Annotated in this window: 17 protein-coding genes and 1 riboswitch; of the genes, 1 reads left to right on the top strand and 16 read right to left on the bottom strand. The window is 36.0% G+C overall.

Annotated elements, in window-relative coordinates:
- Positions 1–2: 2 nt before the first annotated feature.
- The 8 genes from AC0J6S_RS06880 to AC0J6S_RS06845 form a co-directional block, all read right to left on the bottom strand.
- Complete coding sequence (locus tag AC0J6S_RS06880) at positions 3–3,152, bottom strand: type ISP restriction/modification enzyme (RefSeq protein WP_474956038.1); 3,150 nt, start codon at positions 3,150–3,152, stop codon at positions 3–5.
- Positions 3,153–3,269: 117 nt separating this feature from the next.
- Entirely contained in the window at positions 3,270–3,722 is a 453-nt protein-coding gene (dtd, locus tag AC0J6S_RS06875) for a D-aminoacyl-tRNA deacylase (RefSeq protein WP_474956037.1), read from the bottom strand.
- Positions 3,723–3,758: 36 nt separating this feature from the next.
- A complete protein-coding gene (rsgA, locus tag AC0J6S_RS06870) occupies positions 3,759–4,736 on the bottom strand; it encodes a ribosome small subunit-dependent GTPase A (protein ID WP_474956036.1) in 978 nt (325 codons plus the stop codon).
- Between the two features lie 275 nt (positions 4,737–5,011).
- Entirely contained in the window at positions 5,012–6,094 is a 1,083-nt protein-coding gene (locus tag AC0J6S_RS06865; RefSeq protein WP_474956035.1) for a chorismate mutase, read from the bottom strand.
- A gap of 83 nt (positions 6,095–6,177) precedes the next feature.
- Positions 6,178–7,035 carry a prephenate dehydrogenase gene (locus tag AC0J6S_RS06860; RefSeq protein ID WP_474956034.1) on the bottom strand — a complete coding sequence of 286 codons (858 nt, stop codon included), beginning with the start codon at positions 7,033–7,035 and terminating at the stop codon, positions 6,178–6,180.
- Positions 7,036–7,219: 184 nt separating this feature from the next.
- On the bottom strand, positions 7,220–8,365 hold the full coding sequence (locus AC0J6S_RS06855; RefSeq protein WP_474956033.1) for an aminotransferase class I/II-fold pyridoxal phosphate-dependent enzyme: 1,146 nt from the start codon (positions 8,363–8,365) through the stop codon (positions 7,220–7,222).
- Between the two features lie 50 nt (positions 8,366–8,415).
- Positions 8,416–9,243, bottom strand: coding sequence for a prephenate dehydratase (locus AC0J6S_RS06850; RefSeq protein WP_474956032.1), 828 nt, complete (start codon positions 9,241–9,243; stop codon positions 8,416–8,418).
- Positions 9,244–9,632: 389 nt separating this feature from the next.
- Positions 9,633–10,886, bottom strand: a complete 1,254-nt coding sequence (locus AC0J6S_RS06845) for a dicarboxylate/amino acid:cation symporter (RefSeq protein ID WP_474956031.1) — start codon at positions 10,884–10,886, stop codon at positions 9,633–9,635.
- 148 nt (positions 10,887–11,034) lie between these two features.
- On the opposite strand from AC0J6S_RS06845, the gene gldA reads away from it, so the two are divergent.
- The gene (gene gldA, locus AC0J6S_RS06840) at positions 11,035–11,931 is read left to right on the top strand and encodes a gliding motility-associated ABC transporter ATP-binding subunit GldA (RefSeq protein ID WP_474956030.1); all 897 of its coding nucleotides are present in this window, start codon (positions 11,035–11,037) and stop codon (positions 11,929–11,931) included.
- 202 nt (positions 11,932–12,133) lie between these two features.
- Here gldA and metF read toward each other — a convergent pair whose 3' ends face one another.
- The 8 genes from metF to AC0J6S_RS06800 form a co-directional block, all read right to left on the bottom strand.
- Positions 12,134–13,090, bottom strand: a complete 957-nt coding sequence (metF, locus tag AC0J6S_RS06835) for a methylenetetrahydrofolate reductase [NAD(P)H] (protein ID WP_474956029.1) — start codon at positions 13,088–13,090, stop codon at positions 12,134–12,136.
- 95 nt (positions 13,091–13,185) lie between these two features.
- Entirely contained in the window at positions 13,186–15,864 is a 2,679-nt protein-coding gene (gene metH, locus AC0J6S_RS06830; RefSeq protein WP_474956028.1) for a methionine synthase, read from the bottom strand.
- Positions 15,865–16,224: 360 nt separating this feature from the next.
- Entirely contained in the window at positions 16,225–16,722 is a 498-nt protein-coding gene (locus AC0J6S_RS06825; protein WP_474956027.1) for an N-acetyltransferase family protein, read from the bottom strand.
- A gap of 105 nt (positions 16,723–16,827) precedes the next feature.
- A complete protein-coding gene (locus tag AC0J6S_RS06820) occupies positions 16,828–17,829 on the bottom strand; it encodes a homocysteine S-methyltransferase family protein (protein WP_474956026.1) in 1,002 nt (333 codons plus the stop codon).
- Between the two features lie 308 nt (positions 17,830–18,137).
- Positions 18,138–18,256, bottom strand: a riboswitch (SAM riboswitch).
- A 92-nt stretch (positions 18,257–18,348) separates the two neighbouring features.
- Positions 18,349–19,401 (bottom strand): NAD(P)/FAD-dependent oxidoreductase, encoded by a 1,053-nt coding sequence (locus AC0J6S_RS06815; protein ID WP_474956025.1) that lies wholly within the window; start codon positions 19,399–19,401, stop codon positions 18,349–18,351.
- 110 nt (positions 19,402–19,511) lie between these two features.
- The gene (locus tag AC0J6S_RS06810; RefSeq protein ID WP_474956024.1) at positions 19,512–20,102 is read right to left on the bottom strand and encodes a precorrin-2 dehydrogenase/sirohydrochlorin ferrochelatase family protein; all 591 of its coding nucleotides are present in this window, start codon (positions 20,100–20,102) and stop codon (positions 19,512–19,514) included.
- Between the two features lie 2 nt (positions 20,103–20,104).
- Positions 20,105–20,878: a uroporphyrinogen-III C-methyltransferase gene (cobA, locus tag AC0J6S_RS06805; protein WP_474956023.1), complete on the bottom strand. Its 774-nt coding sequence runs from the start codon at positions 20,876–20,878 to the stop codon at positions 20,105–20,107.
- A complete protein-coding gene (locus AC0J6S_RS06800) occupies positions 20,871–22,961 on the bottom strand; it encodes a nitrite reductase (RefSeq protein ID WP_474956022.1) in 2,091 nt (696 codons plus the stop codon). Before AC0J6S_RS06800 ends, cobA begins: the two co-directional genes overlap by 8 nt.
- Between the last annotated feature and the right edge of the window lies 1 nt (position 22,962).

Here is a 22,962-nt window from a genome sequence, read left to right as displayed (position 1 = left end):
AGCTACTCTATTTCAATTTTATCAATTTCCTTCATCAATCGATCCGTTTCAGTTAGAGCAACGATTATTTTTTGATAATGGGCAATATCGTCAAATTCCAGTTTACGTTCCTTGCGGTCTTTGAGCCATTTTTGTGCGGGTTGATAGCCGCCAATGTAGAAATTCCAAGCTACTTCAGGAACATTTTCGAAATATTGGATTTCGTTGATGAATACATTTCCATGCGTTTTCTCGACTGCGCTCGAAATGACAAAGCTTGGTTTTGTAACCACACAATCGCCGTCAATATTAAATTCAGTAATAAATTCTTCTACTGTTGCGCTTTCCAGCAAATGAATTTCTCGTATTTGCGAACCTAATGCAACCAATTTCCAGAAGGTTTTTGTGTCTTTTGGAAACGGGATTTTTGGAAAATCTATTTTCAGAAATTCTTTGTATTTCTCTCTGTACGTTGGTGAATGCAACACCGCATAAATATAATCGAGAATATCGATTGGCGCGAAATCCTCCCCAACCCCTATGGAGGAGGGGCTTTTCTCCGCAACAAAAGTCATTCCTAATTGTTTCGCGATTTGACTGATGATTTCAGCGTTAAGATTGGGGATTCTTTTTAAAATCTCGGTAGGTTTGTTCAACCCTGTCCGGGATTGTTGTTGCCTATTGGTAGGTTCGTGCAACCCTGTCAGGGTTTCGAACCCTGACAGGGATTGTTGTTGTCCGTTCGTTTCGGGATAGAGATATAATGGAAAAACAAAACCATTATCTAAAGTAGACACTACAGATTTATCAATAATTAGTTTAGTTATACCAACTTTACTTGTCAAATCATTTCTTACTCCTTTTAGACTAACTAAACCTAAATTATCTAAATCAATAAAATGCATCATTAATTTTTCACGTCCTCTATCAATTAATTTTAAATTATAGTTTACATATCGAATATCAAATAAGCGATAATTAACTTTTCTAATATTATTTAAAGGGAATCTATCTTCTAAATGATTAGGATTAAAATCAATTAATTCTTTATCGTTTCCAGTTGTAATTCCCATTCCATAAATCTTAAACAACATATCAATTTTAAATCCTTGTTCATAATCCTGTTGAGCATCAAAATTTTTATTTACAAAGAAATAATTTGGAGCAACATTTAATATTTTTTTGAAATCAATACTTTTCAAAGAATTCTCTGAAAGAAAATCATATTTAAAATCTCGTTTCCCGAATAAATCACAATGAAAAACTTGTCCCAATTCGTTTACTTTTTTCTTTCCTGTTTTTACAAAAATATTGATTGAAACGCCTTGCATTATATCAAATACATTGACATCAGCAGAACCATCAGAAGCCGTTTCTTTCTTCTTGCTATTTCCGTGCAAATCGATTGTGTAAATCTTGTCGTAGGTTTTCAATAAATTCCAACGCATTCCTCTGTAAGTGACATTATCCAAAAATCCGTGTGGGTTGATGAATGCCAAAACACCGCTACCATTTTTCTCAATATAATGCTGTCCGTAGCGCAGGAATTTCACATAATCATCATTTATTGCTTTTGGATTTCGTTCTTTCAGTTTTTCCTTTCCGCCTGGTTCTTTTTTGTAATCTTCCATCAATTTCATAATCCACTCGCCTTTGTTGTTGCTCTCGCCACTATACGGAGGATTTCCAATAATGCACATTACGGGAGTGTCGCGCTTGATGAAATTAGCTTCGTTGGCTTCGGAACTCAACCAATTGGCAAACAACGTTCCGGTGTCAGGATGACTTTTTTCGAGAGAATTGGTGAGATAAATTTTTAGACGTTGGTCTTTTGTAGGTTTATAGCCGGTTTCCGTCAGCAGTAAATCCATTTGTAAATGCGCCATCGCGTAACTTGCCATCAAAAGTTCGAAACCGTTTAATCTTGGTAGCAAATGCGTTTCTACATAATTGCTCCAAACGCCTTGTTGTCCTTTGAATTTTTTGTGAACGTGTTTGACTACTTCAGCCAAAAATGTTCCGGTTCCCGTTGCCGGATCCAGAATTTGAACACGATGCACTTCTTGTTCTACTTTTTTGCCTTGAAGGTCAATTTTTATTTTCGTTTTGCTATTATCTGCTAGACCTTGCGGCAAATCGAATTCTGTTTTCAAGATGTCGTCCACCGCACGAACAATAAAATTCACGACTGGTTTTGGCGTGTACCAAACGCCACGTGCTTTTCTAAGCTTTGGGTCGTATTCACTCAGGAACGTTTCATAAAAATGGATGATTGGATCTTCCATTTTGGTTGACTTTCCGTAATTTTTTAATATTTCAGCAACGTTACACGCCAAGAAAATATCAACCAAAGAATCCACAATCCATTTGATGCGATCGTCTAAATCAGGCCCGGCGATGTAACCAAATAATTTTCGTAGAAACGGATTGGATTTCGGAATTAATTCGGCTGCTTCTTGTCGGGAAAAAGTAGGCAAAGTTGGGTCGTGTAGTCGTGCAGCAAACATTCCGTAGGCAATGGTTTGTGCATAGACATCGGCAAAACCTTTGGGCGTTATATCGTGAATTAAGATTTCTTTGAAAGCGTTCATTTGGTCTTTCAACGTACTGTCATCGTTCTGCGTTTCATCACTGGTCAACGCTTGTTCAATCACATCGGATAACAATCTGGCTTTTCCCGCCATCATTTCGGCCAGTTTCTTAGAACTTTTTATAGACTGACTGATGTGAACACAAAAATCTTTAATAAGGTTTGTAAAAGTGGCGAAATTAGCAGGCAACGGTATAACTGCTCCGTTTTGTATCTCTGCAATGGCGATTTTTGTAATAAAAACGCCATCGATAAAAAGATGAAAATCTAAATAATCGGTAAAAATTAAGTTGTTGAGCGAGTTTTTATAACGGTCAAATTGTTCTTTGTTCCCCGTTTTCTTTACACCCGATAAATCTTTATCGCCAATATCTTTGGCTTCAATAAAACCAATGGGAATATCTTTCTTTGTGATAATATAATCCGGCGCTCCGCACTGTTGTCGCTTGGGTTCATTGGTTGCGGCAACATCAGGAACAATACTTTCGATAAGTTGCTTCAAATCGCCACGATAGGTGTGTTCTGTTGCATTGCCTCTTTTGTATGCGGAATTTATATTTTGAATGTATTGTTCTAAAGTCATCTGAATTGTATTTGAACAAATGTAAAGAATTGGAACATAAAAAAACACCTTGAGTGAGGTGTTTCTTATAATAATTTCCGGTATTTGCTTTTAAGGTTTGGAGAATTGCGCCAAAAATTACTCTTTATTTTTACTATCTATGATAATCGTTACGGGCCCATCATTCAACAAAAGCACTTTCATATCCGCACCAAAGATTCCCGTTTGTACTTTTTTACCAAACTCTATTTCCAGACGTTTTACAAAATTTTCATACAATGGAATGGCAACCTCAGGTTTTGAAGCTTTAATATAGGAAGGGCGATTGCCTTTTTTGGTTGCGGCATGCAATGTAAATTGACTTACCACAATTATATCGCCGTCGATATCTTTGACAGATAAATTCATCACTTCATTTTCATCCCCAAAAATGCGGATGTTGGTTATTTTTGAAGCTAACCAATTAATATCATCTTGATTATCTAAATCTTCAATACCAACTAAAACCAATAATCCTTTTTGGATATCGGCTACAATTTTATTGTCTATAGTTACGGAGGCGGAGGAAACCCTTTGAAGGACGATTTTCATTTTTGAAATTGAAATTGATTTTTGAAATTGCTATTGTTATTCCCGTGTTTTATCACTAATTATTCTATCCTCGTTATGAATATCCGTACGGTAATTTTCATCGTCGCCTTCCAGAATTTTAAGATAACTTCTGTAACGGGACCAAGCTATTTCATCTCTTTCTAATGCAGCTTTAATTGCACATTGCGGCTCGTCCTTATGCAAACAATTATTGAATTTACATTGCTCTTTCAATTTGAAAAATTCAGGAAAATAGCCACTGATTTCCTCTTTTTCCATGTCCACAATTCCAAAACCTTTGATACCTGGCGTGTCAATAATTTTAGCATCAAAAGACAAATCATACATCTCAGCAAATGTCGTAGTATGTTGTCCTTGTTTACTTGCTTCAGAAATTGTTTTTGTTTTTAAATGCAAAGAAGGCTCCATGGCATTTACCAAAGTGGATTTCCCAACACCTGAATGTCCGGAGAACATGCTCACTTTACCAATCATCATTGCTTTCAACTCCTCGATCCCTTTCATTTCAGTTGAAGAAACGCGCAAACATTTGTATCCTATTTCTTGATACACATGCTGCATATACAATTGCTCATCAAGTGTGGCGTCATCAAAAGTATCAATTTTATTAAAAACTAAAATGGTTTCGATTCCATATGCTTCGGCTGTAACCAGAAAACGATCAATAAAATTAAAAGTCGTTGGCGGATTATTAATGGTGACTAACAAGAAAACCCGATCAATATTAGACGCTATAATATGCATCTGATGTGATAAATTCACAGATTTCCGAACGATATAATTCTTTCTGTCGTGAATCTTGTGAATCGTTCCAGTAACAGTGTCAGATGATTCTTCGAGTTCATAATCCACAACATCGCCTACAGCAATAGGATTGGTACTTTTGATTCCTTTTAGCCGGAATTTCCCTTTCATACGGCATTCGATAAAATCACCTTGCTCGGATTTTACGGTGTACCAACTTCCTGTAGATTTGTATACGAGTCCTGTCATTGAGGATTATTTGATTGAAGATTAACGATTTTAGATTTCTGTTTTAAAATCTAAGACTTTGCAAAGATAATTCTTTGTTTTAGGTTTATCCCGAAGCTTCGGGATAAAGTTTGAAGTTTTTCACTTTGAACAACTTTATATACAATTAAAAATAAAAAATCCCCACAACTTTTTTTTTACAAAAGCGGTAGGAATTTTTTTAAAAATCTAAATTAATGGCTCACGAAATCAAAAATCAGAAATCGTTAATCCTCAATCTTAAATCTTAAATCATTTTATGCGTTCAACACTTTTTCTTGGTGACCAATACTTTCTTGGTGAATCGCTTTGAACATTTTCAGTACAAACTCTTCCGTCAATCCTTTTTTCTCACCATCCAAAATCATTTTTCCAAGGATTTCATTCCAACGATTGTTTTGCAATACAGCAACGTTAGCATCTTTTTTCACTTGACCTATTTCATCCGCTACTTTCATTCTTTTACCCAAAAGCTCTAACAACGTAGCATCTAAAACATCGATATTAGCTCTTAATTTAGCCATTTTTTGAGTAAATTCTTCCGATACATCATTTACTTTTCTTACTTTCAAATCTATAAAAATTTGTTTCAAAGCATCCGGCGTCACTTGTTGAGCAGCATCACTCCAGGCATTGTCCGGATCATAATGCGTTTCGATAATCATTCCGTCATAATTCAAATCTAAAGCTTGTTGAGTAACTTCAAGAATCATTTTTCGATCTCCTGTAATGTGAGACGGGTCAATGATTAAAGGCAAATCAGGGAATTTATTTTGCAGTTCAATAGGAATCTGCCATTCTGGAATGTTTCTGTATTTTGTTTTTTCGTATGTAGAGAAACCTCTGTGAATCACCCCTAATTTTTCAATTCCAGCATTGTACAAGCGCTCAACGCCGCCCAACCATAAAGACAAATCTGGATTCACCGGATTCTTAACCAATACGATTTTTTTAGTTCCTGCTAAAGCATCTGCTATTTCCTGCATTGCAAATGGATTTACTGTCGTTCTGGCTCCAATCCACAAAACATCAATATCATATTCCAAAGCTAATTTTACGTGTGCCGCATTTGCCACTTCCGTTCCCATTAGCAATCCGGTTTGTTCTTTTGCCTTTTTCAACCATTTCAACCCTATTTCTCCTACGCCTTCGAATCCTCCCGGACGTGTTCTAGGTTTCCAGATTCCTGCTCTAAAAACGCTTACGTCTGAATCTTTCAATTCATGTGCAATCTTTAATACTTGTTCTTCAGTTTCAGCACTACAAGGTCCTGCGATTACAAATGGATGAGTCAAATTAAATTCATTCAACCAATTTCTCATCTCTTTCTTATTTTCCATCTTTTCTAATTTTATTTTTTTTTAGTTTTTGTGTTGTTCTATTTAATTGTAAATTTCTCCTGAAGTTTGAGGATGAACACTGATTACTTTTTTACATTAATTCCGTTTAATATCTCTTTTATTTTATTGACACTTTGCATTTCATTGTAAATTGCATCGTAATCTTCATTTTCTAATAATTCTTTAAACTTTGATAAATTCGAAATGTATTCGTCCAGTGTTTTTACAACCTGTTTCCTGTTTTGTTTAAAAATCGGTGTCCACATTGCTGGGGAACTTTTGGCTAAACGGACGGTACTTTCAAAACCGGAACCTGCCATGTCGAAAATATCCTGTTCGTGTTTTTCTTTATTAATTACCGTTTTTCCCAGCATAAAGGCACTGATATGCGACAAATGCGACACGTAAGCAATGTGTTTATCGTGTGATTTCGGATCCATATAACGAATTCTCATTCCCATTGCCTTAAACAAATCCAACGCTTTTTCTTGTAATTTGAAAGTAGTTTTTTCCACCTCACAAATAATATTTGTCTTCCCTTGAAACAATCCTTTTATCGCCGCCGAAGGTCCTGAAAACTCCGTTCCTGCGATAGGATGCGTCGCTATAAAATTCCTCCTTTTAGAATGATTGGCAACCGCTTCACAAATAGGAATTTTGGTAGAACCCACTTCGAAAACGATACTATTATCGCCTATAACATCTAATACTTTTGGCAAAACAACCAGCGCTACATCAACAGGAACTGAAACGATTACAAAGTCGGCATCCACTAAATCATCAAATGTTGCACCAGCATCAACAACTCCTAAAGATATGGCTTCCGCCAAATGACTTTCGTTAGTATCAATTCCATAAATTTTGGCTTCTGGATGCAGTGTTTTAATGTCCAACACCATCGAACCGCCTATCAATCCTATTCCTATTACAAATACTTTCATTTTTTATTTTTTTGAGCTAATCCTGCTATTCGTTTCAATCTTTTACTTTTTAAAGAAAAAGTAAAAGGATTTCCACTGCTATCAGGGCTAGGGCACCTCGTTTTTTTAGAATGTTTATTTATTAGTTACACAGTTTTAAAAACCTTGCAGGAAAATCTGAAATCTAAAATCGTTAATCAGCAATCTAAAATCTATTTATCGCTTCCTGTACTTTTTCTTCTTTTACACAAAGTGCAAATCGTATGTAACCTTCTCCATTACTGCCAAAAATGGTTCCCGGCGTAATGAAAATAGATTTGTCATATAAAATGGCATCAATGAATTTCTCTGCCGATGTAATTCCGGCCGGTAATTTTGCCCAAACAAATAATCCAACACCTTCTTTATAAACTTTACAGCCTAATTTTTCGGCCAGTTGTTCGGTAAGAATTCTGCGTTTTCTATAAATCGCATTCATCGATTCAAACCAAGTCTTATCGCTTTTCAAAGCTTCAATCGCTCCTTTTTGAATGCCGTAAAACATTCCGCTGTCCATATTGCTTTTCACTTTTAGAACTGCATCAATACAAGCTGCATTTCCTAATAGCATTCCAACTCTCCAGCCTGCCATGTTAAAAGTTTTGCTCAAAGAATTCAATTCTAAAGCCACGTCTTTTGCACCTTCCACTTGCAACAAACTCATCGGATTGTCATTCAAAACAAAACTGTATGGATTGTCATTAACTAACAAAATAGTATGTTTTTTGGCGAAAGCCACTAATTTTTCGAACAACGCCAAACTTCCTATTGCTCCAGTTGGCATGTGCGGATAACCAATCCACATTATTTTCACTTTCGATAAATCTAATTTTTCCAAAGCTTCAAAATCCGGTTCCCAATTATTTACTTCTTTTAAGTCATAATAAACTGGAAATGCTCCTATTAGATTCGTCACCGAAGTGTACGTTGGATATCCTGGATTTGGAATCAGTACCTGATCGCTTTCATTCAAGAACGCCAGTGAAATATGCATAATTCCTTCCTTAGAACCCATCAAAGGCAATATTTCGTTAGCCGGATTCAACGCAACTCCGTAATTATTTTTGTAAAAATCAGCCATCCCTTGACGCAATTCCGGTAGTCCTTGATAACTCTGGTATTGATGCGCATTTTCGTCTTGCATGGCCAGAGCTACTGCGTCAATTACAGCTTGTGACGGCTGTAAATCCGGACTTCCAATTCCCATATTGATAATGGGTTTCCCCTCAGAAGCCAATTGTCTTACCTCTCTCAATTTTGAGGAGAAATAGTATTCTTCAATTATTTCGAGACGTTTCGCTGTAGTAATCATTTTTCTATTTTAGGATTCTTTTTACTTTGTAACTTTTAACTTTCAACTAATTATAATTTTGTGTTTTTATATTCTCCCAACACTTTGAAATACTCCGCCATAATGGTCAATAATGACTTTGCCTTTGCATAATCTTCGTATTTTTCGAAAGTAACATCCACAAAAAACGAATATTTCCAAGGTGTTTCTATTTTTGGTAATGACTGAATTTTGGTTAAATTCAATTTACAGTCGCTCATCACATTCAGTACTGCCGCTAAACTTCCGCGCTTGTGATCCAATTCGAATTTAATGGACGCTCTGTTGATTTCGTTTTCCGGGACAAATGAATTCTCCTTTTTGACAATTACAAAACGAGTCATATTATTTTTAATCGTTTGGATTTCCGGAGCCAAAATCTCTAAATCATACATTTCCGAAGCGGTTTTACTTGCGATTGCAGCAATTCCTTTCAACTGTTTTTCCTGAATTCTTCGTGCCGTTTCAGCAGTATCTTTATCTTCGACTAATTTTATGTTGGGGTATTTTTTCAGGAATTCCATACATTGTAAAATAGCCATAGGATGCGAATGTACTTCCAGAATATCTTCCATTTTTTGACCTTTTAAAGCCATTAGATTCTGATGAATTCTTAAATAATGTTCTCCTATTATGTGCAAATTATTTTTGTCAATCAATGCGTAATTTGGAATAATTGGGCCCGCAATAGAATTTTCTATCGCCATAATTGCCTGATCTGATTTGCCTGAAAGCAGGTTGTCTACTAATTCTTCAAAGGATAAACATTCATCAACAATAACTGCCTGATTAAAGTATTCCTGCGCCACCTGATGGTGAAAAGAACCCGTTATTCCTTGTATTCCAATTATTTCATTCATTTTACACCCTTTTAAGCAAAAAAAAATCCCGATTTTCATCGGGATTGTATATTTATAGTATCAATTTAATTTTATAATCAAATAACCATACAACAATCCCTTTCTACTTTCCAGAAGAAATAATAAGAGTTGCTAAAATAAAATCGGTTACTCAACATGTTGTTGTTTTTTTGCATTAATTACACTGCGAATGTATAAATAATTTCCAGCTAACCCTAAAAAAAAGACGGTTTTATTGAACAAAAAAAGGATTCGCTAAAAAACTGGTTATTAATTATGTAATAATTAAAAAAAGGCTTTTAAAATATTTTTTAGTCAGCGTGTCTTTATGATTTTCGGCAATTGAAATATTATTTTTCCTGAATTTTACCTTTAAAAATAAACCTAAATTACACCACTAATTTTTCAGTAAGCCATTTTTTCCCCTCCGAAATTCGAGTTACCATCATTGCCGATACTAAATCACCATTTGCATTCAGCAGCGTCGCCATTGGATCAACCAAGGTTCCCACAATCATTGCGGCTGGCAAAGCCTGCTCCATAGGAAATCCGTAAACGGTAATCGCCAATATTTCTCCTATGTAACCTCCGTTTGGAATTCCGCCTTCGACTACCGAAACAATTATCGTAATTCCCAAAGCCATTAATATAGTATTAGGATCCGTTAAATCTTTTCCAAACATGGCAAAAATAACTGCAATTTTTATAATTGACGACATACTCGAACCGTCTTTATGCAAAGGTGCGCCCAGTGGAATAACAACATTTCTGATATGAGCCGGAATATTCATTTTTTCGGCACCTTCGAGATTGGCAGGAATTGTTGCAATGCTGCTGCAGGTTCCCAATGCCGTTAATGAAGGCGTAATATTATTTTTCCAAAATACTGTAAATCCTAATTTTCCTCCAGCGATAAAAGCGTACAAACTAAAAAATACAATAAAGTAAAAAGAACAAACCGCATAATAAAGTGCCAAAGGTTTTGCATAAGCGCCAAATAATTGTGGTCCAAAAATCCCAACCTGATACGCAAAATAAGCACCTAAACCTATTGGAGCTGTTTTCATGATTATGTGCAGCAATTGTTTCATCACTTCATTTCCGGAATGTAAAAACCGCCTGAAATCTTTCCCTTTTTCACCAGATTGCAAACTAGCAAATCCTATTAAAAACGAAAATATGATGAGCGCTAACATACTTTTTCGAGAAAGTAGCTCATAAAAATCCCCAGCTGTGAGCAATTGAGTAATTTGTGAACCTGTAGTGCTTTCCTGAATAGTTTCTAATGGGATTTTAGAAATGATAATATCTTGCTGAATGGGAAATAACAACACACCAACTAGCATCAAAATAGCAGAAATAAGTACTGTACTTAAAAATACTCCAATGACAATGACAAACAATTTTCCTAGTTTCTCTGATTTTTCTAAATTGGCAATTGAAGATGCAATCGTAAAAAATATCAACGGGATAATTGCTGTAAATAGTAAATTTAGAAATATATCGCCCAGAGGTTTAATCACTTCTACTCCTTTTCCAAAAACTAAACCCAGTATACTTCCTGCCAGAATTCCGCCGAGTAGCAATAAAATACTTTTGTAGTTTTTCAAGAAACTGCCCGATTGTGTAGTCTTCAAATTCATATTTACATAGTTTCTCGTAAATATATAAATCTAAAATAGAATATCATCCCGCTATGTAAAACTTTGACTTAGGTCTTTTTAGCTATTGAGCTTCAAAAAACAATAAATCAATACTTTTTCTGTTTACTTTTGTACCAAATAAAATTCCATGTCAATAGAAGTTACTAATATATCCAAAAGTTACGGTGCGCAAAAAGCACTGGATAACATTTCATTTTCCATTAATAAAGGAGAAATTGTTGGTTTTTTAGGTCCAAATGGAGCCGGAAAATCGACTTTAATGAAAATATTGACTACCTACATTAATGCAGATGAAGGTACAGCAATCGTAAATGGAAATGATGTAAACACACAACAAAAAGCTGTTCAGCTCTCTATAGGTTATCTTCCGGAACACAATCCGTTGTACTTGGATTTGTATGTACGTGAATATTTAGCTTTTAATGCTGATGTCTATAAAGTAGCCAAATCCAGAATCGAAGAAGTTATTCAATTGACAGGTTTAACAACCGAAAGTCATAAAAAAATAGGGCAATTGTCCAAAGGATATCGTCAACGTGTAGGGCTTGCCAATGCTTTATTGCACAATCCAGATGTTTTGATTCTTGATGAACCCACTACCGGTTTAGACCCAAATCAATTGATGGAAATTCGTAATGTGATTAAAAATGTGGGAAAAGACAAAACTGTTTTCCTTTCCACACACATTATGCAGGAAGTTGAAGCGATTTGTGACCGCGTGATTATCATCAATAACGGCAAAATTGTTACCGATAAAAAACTGGACAACTTAATTTCCGAAGACAAGGAGCAAGTCATCGAAGTAGAATTTGACTTTAAAATAGAAGAACAAGTCATTGCTAAGATAGAAAACCTAGTTTCTTATAAAAATACGCATGATATGATTTGGGAATTAACTTTCAAAGCGGATAAAGATATGCGTCCAGCAGTTTTTGATTTTGCCAATGCCAATGGTTTGAAAACCTTGCAGCTGAATCAGAAAAATAAAAACTTGGAGGCAGTATTTAGAGAGATAACTAAATAGTTGGCAGTATTCTGTTATTAGTGTTCTGTTATGTTTTCGAATAAAAAACAAACTCTTTTAAAATACAAAACCCGGTTTTGTCATTCCGACGAAGGAGGAATCTCATCAATTGTGATTCCTCCTTCGTCGGAATGACAAGACAATTAAAAAAGCTTCCAGCCTTTAAAAGGCTGGAAGCTTTGGATATAATAGTTTTAAATTTCTAAAAAACCTTACTCGCTATTTGTCGGATATTTTCTGATTTTCCCATAGAATAATAATGTAAAACTGGAACTCCGGCTGCCTTCAATTCTAATGATTGTTGAATTGCCCATTCGATTCCTACTTGTCTGATATCTGCATTATTCTTACATTGATCCACGGCATGAATTAGATCTTCCGGCAAATCAATTCGAAAAATTTGTGGTAAAACCTGTAAGTGTCTTTGTACTGCGATTGGTTTAATTCCCGGAATAATAGGAACGGTAATTCCCATTTCTCTGGCTTTAGCAACAAATTCAAAATATTTTGTATTGTCAAAAAACATTTGTGTCACCACATAATCCGCACCTGCATCCACTTTTTCTTTCAGCCTTTTCAAATCTGAAATTAAAGATGGAGATTCCAAATGTTTCTCCGGATATCCCGCAACTCCAATACAAAAATTGGCTTTATTATCAACATCCATCACTTCATGCAAGTACTTTCCGCTATTCAATTGGTTAATTTGTTTGACCAAATCAACAGCAAAATCATTTCCTCCTTGTTTAGGAACAAAAGACTGCTCGTCCTTCATAGCATCACCACGCAAGGCCATCACATTATCGATTCCCAGATAATGACAATCAACCAATAAATATTCGGTTTCTTCTTTCGTAAAACCACCACAAAGCACGTGAGGAACTGTGTCTACATTGTATTTATGCTTAATTGAAGCACAAATTCCAAGTGTTCCCGGACGCATTCTGGTTAATTTTTTTTCCAATAAACCATTCCCCTTATCAACATAAATAAATTCTTCGCGAGAAGTGGTTACATCTATAAATGGCGGTTTGAACTCCATCAAAGGATCAATATTATCGTATAATTCCTGAATGCTTTTCCCTTTTTGAGGCGGAATAATTTCGAAGGAGAACAACGTTTCTCCGTTTGCACCTTCTATATGTTGTGTTACTTTCATTTTCTTTAGTTTGAAGTTTAAGGTTTAAGGTTTAAGGTTCTCTCGAACAACTTTAAACTTTAAACTTTAAACAAAATTTCAACTTTAAACTATTTCTAATCCGCAATATTCGGGTTCAACCATTTCGTAGCTACTTCTGTCGATACGCTTCTACGTTTGGCGTAATCAATAACTTGATCTTCTTTTATTTTTCCAAGTCCAAAATACTTGCTTTCCGGATTCCCAAAATAATATCCTGAAACCGATGAAGCCGGCCACATTGCCATACTTTCGGTCAAAGTCACTCCTATTTCTTGCTCTACATTTAGTAATTTCCAGATCGTAGGTTTTTCTAAATGATCAGGACATGCTGGATAACCCGGTGCAGGACGAATTCCTTTGTAAACCTCATCAATCATGGCTTCGGTTGTTAAATTTTCATCAGAAGAATAACCCCAAATTTCTTTACGGATTTTTTCATGTAAATACTCTGCAAAAGCTTCAGCAAAACGATCTGCCAATGCTTTCACCATAATCGAGTTGTAATCGTCTAAATCTCTTTCGAATTCTGCTGCCCATTCATCAACCCCAAAACCGGTCGTCACACAAAACGCACCCATATAATCGACTTTTCCACTGTCTTTCGGAGCAATAAAATCCGACAATGCAATATTTGGAGCACCTTTCGTTTTTTGTGATTGCTGACGCAACGTCAAGAATTTCTCTAATACTTTTCCACTTTCATCGCTTAATTCAATATCATCATCATTGATTTGATTGGCTGGAAAAATTCCGTAAATTCCTTTGGCCGTCAGTTTCTTTTCTGTCAAAATAACTTCTAACATTTCTTTGGCATCCGCAAAAAGAGATGTGGCTTGTTCGCCTACAATTTCATCTGTTAAAATAGCCGGATATTTTCCGAACAATTCCCATGTTCTAAAAAATGGTGTCCAGTCAATGTAGGGAACCAAAACATCCAAATCAACTTCGATAGTTTTTGTTCCAATAAAATTAGGTTTCATTGGATTGTAGTTTTCCCAATCTAATTTAAGTTTATTAACACGAGCTTGCTCAATTGTCAAGAAATTTTTGTCGCGTGAACGATTTAAAAATGTTTCTCTAAAAGCATCATATTCTGCTCTGATGTCACTTGCATAAATTTTCTTTTCACTATTCAATAAATTTCCAGCAACCGTTACGGCTCTTGAAGCATCATTTACGTGAATTACAGTCGATTTATATTGTGGCGCAATTTTCACGGCAGTGTGCGCTCGTGAAGTCGTTGCTCCACCAATCATCACCGGAATTTTTATATTTCTTTTATCTAATTCTTTAGCCAAATACACCATTTCATCCAATGATGGCGTTATTAATCCGCTCAAACCAATAATATCAACGTTGTGCTCTATTGCGGCAGCGATGATTTTCTCGGGAGCGACCATGACACCTAAATCGATGATTTCATAATTGTTACAAGCCAAAACAACTGAAACAATATTTTTTCCAATATCGTGTACGTCGCCTTTTACCGTTGCCATTAAGATGCGACCTGCAAAACTCGAAACACCATCTTTTTCGGCTTCAATAAACGGCAATAAATAAGCAACTGCTTTCTTCATTACACGAGCAGATTTTACCACCTGAGGCAAAAACATTTTTCCTGAACCAAATAAATCTCCTACGACATTCATTCCGGCCATTAAGTTGATTTCGATTACTTCGATAGGCTTTGTTGCTGACTGTCTGGCTTCTTCAACATCAATTTCTATGAATTCATCAACTCCTTTTACTAACGAATGCGTCAATCGTTCCTGAATAGTTCCCGAACGCCATTCCTGAATTGCTTTTTCGTTACTTTTTACATCTCCTTTTACATTCTCGGCAAAGTCCAATAATCGTTCCGTTGCATCATCGCGACGGTTTAGAATTACATCCTCAACACGTTCTAACAAATCTTTTGGAATTTCGTCGTAAATAGAAAGCATTTCCGGATTCACGATTCCCATAGTCATACCGTGCTGGATTGCATGATATAAAAACACCGAGTGCATCGCTTCCCGAACCGTGTCATTTCCTCTAAACGAAAACGAAACATTACTCACTCCACCGCTAATATGCGCATGAGGAAGATTTTCTCTAACCCACTTAGTTCCTCTAAAGAAATCCAATGCATTCAAGCGGTGTTCTTCCATTCCTGTTGCTACTGGAAAAACATTTAAATCGAAAATGATGTCTTGCGGAGGAAAATCAACTTTGTTTACCAAAATATCATACGAACGTTGGCAAATTTCAACTCTACGTTCGTAATTATCAGCTTGTCCAGTTTCATCAAATGCCATTATAATAGCAGCAGCTCCGTAGCGCTTAATCAATTTAGCATGATGAATAAATTGTTCTTCCCCTTCTTTCAAAGAAATAGAATTTACGACACTCTTTCCCTGAACTACTTTTAAACCCGCTTCAATTATATCCCATTTTGAACTGTCAATCATGATTGGCACTCTGGAAATATCCGGTTCAGCGGCAATCAAATTCAGGAATTTTGTCATAGCATATTCGCCATCGAGCATTCCTTCATCCATATTAATATCGATGATTTGTGCGCCACCTTCCACTTGTTCTTTAGCAATACTGAGTGCTTCTTCGTATTTTTCTTCCTTAATTAATCGAAGGAATTTTCTAGAACCTGTTACATTCGTACGTTCACCAATATTCACAAAAACGCTTTCCGGCGTAATGATCAAAGGCTCTAATCCTGATAATACAAGGTTTCTTCTATTTTCTGCTTGTGCCATTTCTTATTTTATTTGATCCTGCAGGGTTATTAAAAACTATGCTGGAATAACTTATTTTTCTTATTATTTGGGCGTGACCCAAAAGGGTCGGGCTATACGTTCCCGCTCTTTTTTTCGGCTAAAAAGCCATAAAAAAGGAGCTTCACTGCTATCCCTCACGCGGATTTTGTTCATTTTATGTCATTGCGAGGAATGAAAAAATCTCTTCCATTAGGTACTTAAACATCCTCGACATTTTTTGTCATTCCGACGAAGGAGGAATCTCAACAAACGTGAGCGACAAACAGAGATTCTTTCTTCGTCGGAATGATAAATAAACTTTTAACTTAATGACATTCTGCTCGTGCTAGCGGGAGAGCATTAGCCATCCTGCAAATCTTTAAACATTATATAAGTATCCACAAATCCTAAGCTTTTATGCCTAAATCCTTTTGGCGTTGTTCCGATAATCTTAAATCCATATTTCTTCCAAAGTTCTACCGCATTTGTATTTGTGCTTACAACAATATTAAACTGAATTCCTAAATACCCTTTGTTCTTTGCAAACTTTATTGAATGTTCGCATAAAATTTTACCTATTCCCTTGCCGTGATATTTAGGTTTTACCATATAACTGCAATTAGCGATATGGTCTCCTAAATCAATTTGATTAGGCTTAATAATATAAGTACCAAATATTTCGTCATTATTGTCTACTGCAACAAAAGTGTCCATATAATCTGCAAACCAATTTTTATGCAATGTGTCTTTAGGAGTATTGGGGTCAAAAACATAAGTATCACCTGTTGATATAACATTTGTGAAGATGTCCCAAACTTTGTCGTAATCTTTTTGCTCGTCACCTATTCTGATATTCATAAATGCAACTGTTTTGTTTTGTTGATGATCGGTCAAAATACCACCGTTATCTCATAAATATACACATTACTTAATAGTCAGCCGCGATAAATCGTGTCTCTATAATTACATTGTTGCCGTCGAAACCCTTGGTTTATAATCTTTGGCGATATCCGCAATCAACTTGATATGTTCTGGCGTTGTACCGCAACAACCGCCTATGATATTTACTAAATTATCGTCTAAATATTCTTTGATGAAAGCTTGCATTTGTTCTGGTGTTTCATCGTATTCTCCAAAAGCATTTGGTAATCCTGCATTAGGATGCGCCGACACGTTGAATGAAGTGTTTTGTGACAACGTTTGCAAATAAGGTTTCAGCAAATCAGCTCCCAAAGCGCAATTAAAACCTACGCTCAACAGCGGAATGTGTGAAACCGAAACTAAAAAAGCTTCTACAGTTTGACCGGAAAGTGTTCTTCCTGAAGCATCCGTAATCGTTCCGGAAACCATTATTGGAATATCGATATTACGTTCGTCTTTGACTTCCTCGATTGCGAAAAGCGCCGCTTTGGCATTTAAGGTGTCAAAAATAGTTTCTACTAAAAGCAAATCACTTCCTCCGTCAATCAAGGCTTCTACTTGTTGTTTGTAGGCAATTCGTAAATCATCAAAAGTTACGGCTCTATAACCCGGATCATTTACATCTGGTGACATGCTTGCCGTTCTGTTTGTTGGCCCTATTGAACCCGCAACAAAACGAGGTTTGTCCGGATTTTTGGCGGTGAATTCATCGGCTACTTCACGGGCAATTCTTGCTGATTCGTAGTTGAGTTCATACACCAAATCTTCCAAATGGTAATCTGCCATTCCTATTGTGGTTCCAGAAAAAGTATTGGTTTCAACAATATCAGCACCTGCTTCAAAATAGGCGGCGTGAACGGCACGAATCGCTTGTGGTTGCGTGAGTGACAATAAATCGTTGTTCCCTTTCAAGGAATGCGGAAAATCTTTGAAACGTTCGCCTCGAAAATCTTCTTCGGAAAAATTATAGCGTTGCAACATGGTTCCCATAGCTCCATCGAGTACGAGTATGTTTTTTTTAATGGCTTTTTGAATAGTTGACATCTTTTGTTTTATTCTCGCAAAATACTAAGTATTAAGCGCTTATTATTAATTACAAAAGTTCACTATTTAAGCTCTTTAGCCCCGATTACTTCACTTAATTTCTATTCTCATAGGAGTTCAGTGAACTTTGTTTGAAGTGAAAATCCTTTTACTTTTTTTGTTTAAAAAAGTAAAAGATTGCAACGGAAAGCGGGAACGGTATTGGCAAAAAAACGCCAATTGTTCGCTCCTGATACTGAAATTAATTCAGTGGGCTAAAAATAAATGTTGTCAAGAAAAGGTTTGAGAAATACTGAGTGAGTATTCGTGTGTTATCTATCTTAAATACTGAAACTGTTCAGTACAAAGTAGAATGTAGCACCTTCTTTAAAGATAAAGGGTTGCTAAGGTTTCATCGGGTCTTTCCCTCCGCCTTTCGTGATAACTTTCAATAAATATAGGAACAGTGCAAAGAAAAGACAAAGCGCTAATACTTGCAAGTATTAGCGCTTTAATTTTTAACTAGTTTGTGCTAAGTTGTTAAACTATGGCTTTTACTACGGCTTTTGGAGCTTCTTTGCGAGTTCCGTCAAATCCGTCAACACCGGAAACTGTAGTGTATTTCAATACATATCTCTTACCCGGATTGATGATTTGGTAAGCTGCCTGACACATTAATGTTGCTTCGTGGAATCCACAAAGAATTAATTTCAGTTTCCCAGGATAGGTATTTACGTCACCAATGGCAAAAATTCCTGGAATGTTCGTTTGGTAATCCAAAGCATTATTTACTTTGATGGCATTTTTTTCAATGTCTAATCCCCAGTCTCCGATAGGACCTAATTTTGGCGTTAATCCAAAAAGTGGAATAAAATAATCCGTTTCAATTGTTCGGTGTGCGCCATTTTCCTCGATTACAACTCCTTCTAAATGTTCAGCACCTTTCAAGCCAACAACTTCTCCTGGCGTAATCATTTTTATTTTACCGGAGTTTTTCAATTCCTGTACTTTTTCAACAGAATCTAAAGCACCTCTGAATTCGTTTCTACGGTGAATCAAAGTCACTTCAGAAGCTACATTCGACAAGAAAATACTCCAGTCTAAAGCTGAATCTCCTCCTCCAGCGATTACAACTTTTTTATCTCTGAATTTCTCTGGATTTTTGATAAAGTATTTAATTCCTTTATCCTCGTAAAATTCGATGTCTTCAATCAATGGTTTTCGTGGTTCAAAACTTCCCAATCCACCCGCAATTGCTACTACAGGAGCATGGAATTTTTTTCCTTTATTAGAAGTCACAATAAAAGTTCCGTCTTCTTGTTTTTCGATTGTTTCAGCACGTTCACCAAGAGTAAATCCCGGTTCAAACTGTTTGATTTGTTCCATTAAATTAGCAACTAAATCTCCGGCTAATACTTCCGGGAAACCTGGAATATCATAAATAGGTTTTTTAGGATATAATTCAGATAATTGTCCACCCGCTTGTGGCAAAGCATCTAAAATGTGGCATTTTAATTTTAATAATCCTGCTTCAAAAACGGCAAATAGACCTGTAGGTCCCGCTCCTATTATTAGTATGTCTGTTTTAATCATTTTTTTATTCTTTATGTAATGTAATTGTGCTAAACTATTTAATTGCAAATGAACAACTGATTTTTATGACTTTAAATGATAAATATCAGTCGGATTCTTTGTTCTTTATGCTATTCTCTTGAATCTTTATTCTTCAACGACTCGGTTATTTCGTTCATTTTTTGAACTTTTTCTTCGAAATTCCCTTTTAGCGTTTTGCGATATTCATTTAGATTTTCGACCATTTTGTTGATATCGTCCGGGATTATTTCTTCAAATAACTCCCGTAATCTTTTGGCAGTTGTTGGTGATTTTCCGTTGGTCGAAATCGCAATTTTCACGTTTCCTTTGGTTACAATTCCACCCAAATAATAATCACATAATGGCGGAGTATCCGCAATATTGCAAATTAAATATCTTTTTCTGGATAAATCATAAATCCTTTTATTGACTTTCAAATCATCCGTACAAGCAATAACCATATGGCGTTTGCGAAGCATCCATCGATTGAATTTTCTAAAAGTCAATTGTACCGAAGGATGTTTCGCAGCGAGGCTTTCCAGTTCTGGAAGAAACTTTGGTGCCACCACCTCAACATTAGCGTTTGGACTTGATTTCAAAAGAAATGACAACTTTTCTAAACCCACATTTCCGCCACCCACAATCAACACATTCAGGTTTTGTAGTTTTAAAAAAACAGGATATAATTCATTTCTTTCCATTCTTATCTTATTTCCGATACTATGAATTCTTCGTAAAATCCTTTCAATTTATTACTTTCTTTTACTACTTCTCCAATGACAATTATGGCAGGCGAACTTAATTTATGCTCCGTTACAACCTGTTGAATTGTATTGATTGTTCCAACACCAATTTTCTCCTGAGCAGTAGTTCCGTTTTGAATAATCGCAACGGGAGTTTCTCCTTTAGATTCTTTTTGGAACAAAGAAACAATTTGTGACAATTTGCTCATTCCCATCAAAATCACAACTGTTGCCGATGATTGCGCAGCTAAAACCACATCATTTGATAATTTTCTATCGGACGTTGTACCCGTAATTACCCAAAAACTTTCTGAAACACCTCTTTTGGTTAATGAAATCCCTTGATAAGCAGGAACAGCAATCGACGATGAAATTCCAGGTACAACAAATGTAGGTATCCCAAAACTTTCAACAAAGTCTATTTCCTCACCGCCACGACCGAAAATAAATGGATCACCACCTTTCAACCGAACCACATGTCCGTAAGTAAGCGCGTTATCTACAATTAATTGATTGATTTGGTCTTGCGTATATTCATGACAGCCTTTTCTCTTTCCAACGAATATTTTAATTGCTTTTTTAGGAGCATAGGTTAAAATTTCCTCGTTTGCCAAAGCGTCATATAAAACGACATTGGCCTCAGCCAGTGCCTTTGCCCCTTTGATTGTCAGTAAATCCGGATCACCTGGACCCGCACCCACTAGGGTTACTATTGGTTGTATCTTTTTAAGCATCGGCTAAGTCTTTTTCTCTATACGATTCAATTGCTTCAAAAAAGACAATTGCATCTTGAATGTAATTTTGTGCAAATTCAGCAGAAGGTTCATTCTGATTGATTTGGTAAACTAAATCTCTTAATGATGATTTCAATTGAATGATATTTGTTGCTACGAAAACTATATCAAACAAATCGATAATTCCAGCTTGGTGATTTGTTTTTTGGTTTTCAGCCAATAATAATGCTTTGGCACCATTTACGAAACCTGCATACGCTAAATAAATCGCATCTGCCCATTTTCGTTCTTCGAAAGCTTCTTGCGCGAAAGTTAATTTGTCTTTAGCTTCCAATAATAAGGTAGCCACTAAATCAATAACAACACCGGCGCATTCTCCAACTCCAACCGCTTTTACGTAGTTATCAGCATTTCCCCAATCTACAAAATCAGCTTCGGTAAGATTAGTCAAATCGGCTAATGGTTTCAAAAATTCGTAGAAATATTTTTCGCCTTTGGCATCATAATAATTCAAGAACGATTGTCCGTTTCCGTTTTCTTCAAAATCATTTAAGATGAAACGCAAAGCATCAGGTCCTCTTCGGCTTGGAATTTTGATTACTTTATCCGAAAACCTTCCGTTTCCGTTTCCTAAATTTCCTCCGCCTAATAACACTTGTAATGCTGGCGCCACTAATTTCCCTGAATTGATTGACATTCCCTGAAAACCAATTTCGGCCATATTGTGTTGTCCACAAGCATTCATACAACCACTGATTTTAATCGTGATTTCCTGATTGTTGCTGTATTGTGGATATTCTGCTTCTAAAACTCTTTCTAGTTCTACTGCGATTCCGGTACTGCTGGCAATTCCTAAATTACAGGTATCTGTTCCCGGACAAGCTGTAATATCTGAAATGGTATTGTAACCCAAAGCCACAAAATCTAATTTGGCTAATTCTTGGTAGAAAAAAGGTAAATTTTCTTCTTTTACGTGACGAATTAAAATGTCTTGTCTCAATGTAAAACGCAATTCATTAGCCGCATAATTTTTAATCAAATCCGCTAATAATCTTGCTTTATCGGTATAAAAATCTCCTAATAAAACTTTGATTCCAATCGCTACATAACCCGCTTGTTTTTGCGCAATTACATTTGATTTTTTCCAAGCTTCGAAAGCTGCTGCATCTTCGATAACTACTTTTGGCACTTCCAATAAAGGAGCTGGAATTTCACCATCAAAAGCTGTTGTATCTATTTCAACTGTTTCGTGAGACAACGCTTTTTTCTCTTCATCCACCAATTTTAAAAATTCATCTTTACCAATATCTTTGATTAGGAATTTCATACGCGCTTTCAAACGTTTCGCTCTTTCGCCATAGCGATCAAAAATTCTCAAAACGCCTTCTGTTGTTGGAATAATTTCATTTACAGGAATAAACTCTGACAATAATTCGGCGTGATGCGGCTGAGAACCTAATCCTCCACCTAACATTACTTTAAATCCTTTTTCGCCATTTACAATTCTTGGAATAAATCCTAAATCGTGTAAATAACTCAACGCCGTATCTTTATCCGAAGACGAAAATGAAATTTTGAATTTACGCCCCATTTCCTGACAAACCGGATTTCTTAAGAAAAACTGAAACATAGCATGCGCATAAGGCGACACATCAAAAAGTTCTTCATTATCAATTCCTGCTGTTTCGCTAGCCGTAATATTTCTTACGGTGTTTCCACAAGCTTCACGAAGTGTAACATCATCTTTTTCTAATTCAGCCCAAAGTTGTGGCGTTCTGTCCAAACTTACATAGTGAATTTGGATATCCTGACGCGTTGTAATATGCAAACGTCCGGTAGAATATTCATCTGAAACTTTGGTAATACGAGTCAGTTGTTCGCTGGTCACTTTACCAAAAGGCAATTTGATACGAATCATTTGTACGCCTTCCTGACGCTGACCATACACTCCTCTCGCTAAACGAAGGCTACGGAAACGCTCATCATCAATTTTTCCATCACGGAATAAAGCAATTTTTCTTTCTAAATCGATAATGTCTTTTTGGACAATCGGATCTTCTATTTCGGTTCTAAAACTTTCCATC

It is taken from the genome of Flavobacterium sp. TS_SC_5, assembly GCF_056156265.1.
The sequence above is the reverse complement of the archived record's forward strand: the minus strand, read 5'-3'. Positions and strand labels throughout refer to the sequence as shown.

Excerpts from the sequence above, each read along its gene's own strand:
- AC0J6S_RS06860 (WP_474956034.1), bottom strand. The coding sequence starts at position 7,035 with ATGAAAGTATTTGTAATAGGAATAGGATTGATAGGCGGTTCGATGGTG.
- AC0J6S_RS06845 (WP_474956031.1), bottom strand. The coding sequence starts at position 10,886 with ATGAATTTGAAGACTACACAATCGGGCAGTTTCTTGAAAAACTACAAA.
- rsgA (WP_474956036.1), bottom strand. The coding sequence starts at position 4,736 with ATGACAGGACTCGTATACAAATCTACAGGAAGTTGGTACACCGTAAAA.
- cobA (WP_474956023.1), bottom strand. The coding sequence starts at position 20,878 with ATGCTTAAAAAGATACAACCAATAGTAACCCTAGTGGGTGCGGGTCCA.
- AC0J6S_RS06820 (WP_474956026.1), bottom strand. The coding sequence starts at position 17,829 with ATGTCAACTATTCAAAAAGCCATTAAAAAAAACATACTCGTACTCGAT.
- AC0J6S_RS06850 (WP_474956032.1), bottom strand. The coding sequence starts at position 9,243 with ATGAATGAAATAATTGGAATACAAGGAATAACGGGTTCTTTTCACCAT.
- AC0J6S_RS06800 (WP_474956022.1), bottom strand. The coding sequence starts at position 22,961 with ATGGAAAGTTTTAGAACCGAAATAGAAGATCCGATTGTCCAAAAAGAC.
- AC0J6S_RS06855 (WP_474956033.1), bottom strand. The coding sequence starts at position 8,365 with ATGATTACTACAGCGAAACGTCTCGAAATAATTGAAGAATACTATTTC.
- metF (WP_474956029.1), bottom strand. The coding sequence starts at position 13,090 with ATGAAAGTAACACAACATATAGAAGGTGCAAACGGAGAAACGTTGTTC.
- AC0J6S_RS06880 (WP_474956038.1), bottom strand. The coding sequence starts at position 3,152 with ATGACTTTAGAACAATACATTCAAAATATAAATTCCGCATACAAAAGA.
- dtd (WP_474956037.1), bottom strand. The coding sequence starts at position 3,722 with ATGAAAATCGTCCTTCAAAGGGTTTCCTCCGCCTCCGTAACTATAGAC.
- AC0J6S_RS06865 (WP_474956035.1), bottom strand. The coding sequence starts at position 6,094 with ATGGAAAATAAGAAAGAGATGAGAAATTGGTTGAATGAATTTAATTTG.
- AC0J6S_RS06810 (WP_474956024.1), bottom strand. The coding sequence starts at position 20,102 with ATGGAAAGAAATGAATTATATCCTGTTTTTTTAAAACTACAAAACCTG.
- AC0J6S_RS06825 (WP_474956027.1), bottom strand. The coding sequence starts at position 16,722 with ATGAATATCAGAATAGGTGACGAGCAAAAAGATTACGACAAAGTTTGG.
- AC0J6S_RS06815 (WP_474956025.1), bottom strand. The coding sequence starts at position 19,401 with ATGATTAAAACAGACATACTAATAATAGGAGCGGGACCTACAGGTCTA.
- metH (WP_474956028.1), bottom strand. The coding sequence starts at position 15,864 with ATGGCACAAGCAGAAAATAGAAGAAACCTTGTATTATCAGGATTAGAG.
- gldA (WP_474956030.1), top strand. The coding sequence starts at position 11,035 with ATGTCAATAGAAGTTACTAATATATCCAAAAGTTACGGTGCGCAAAAA.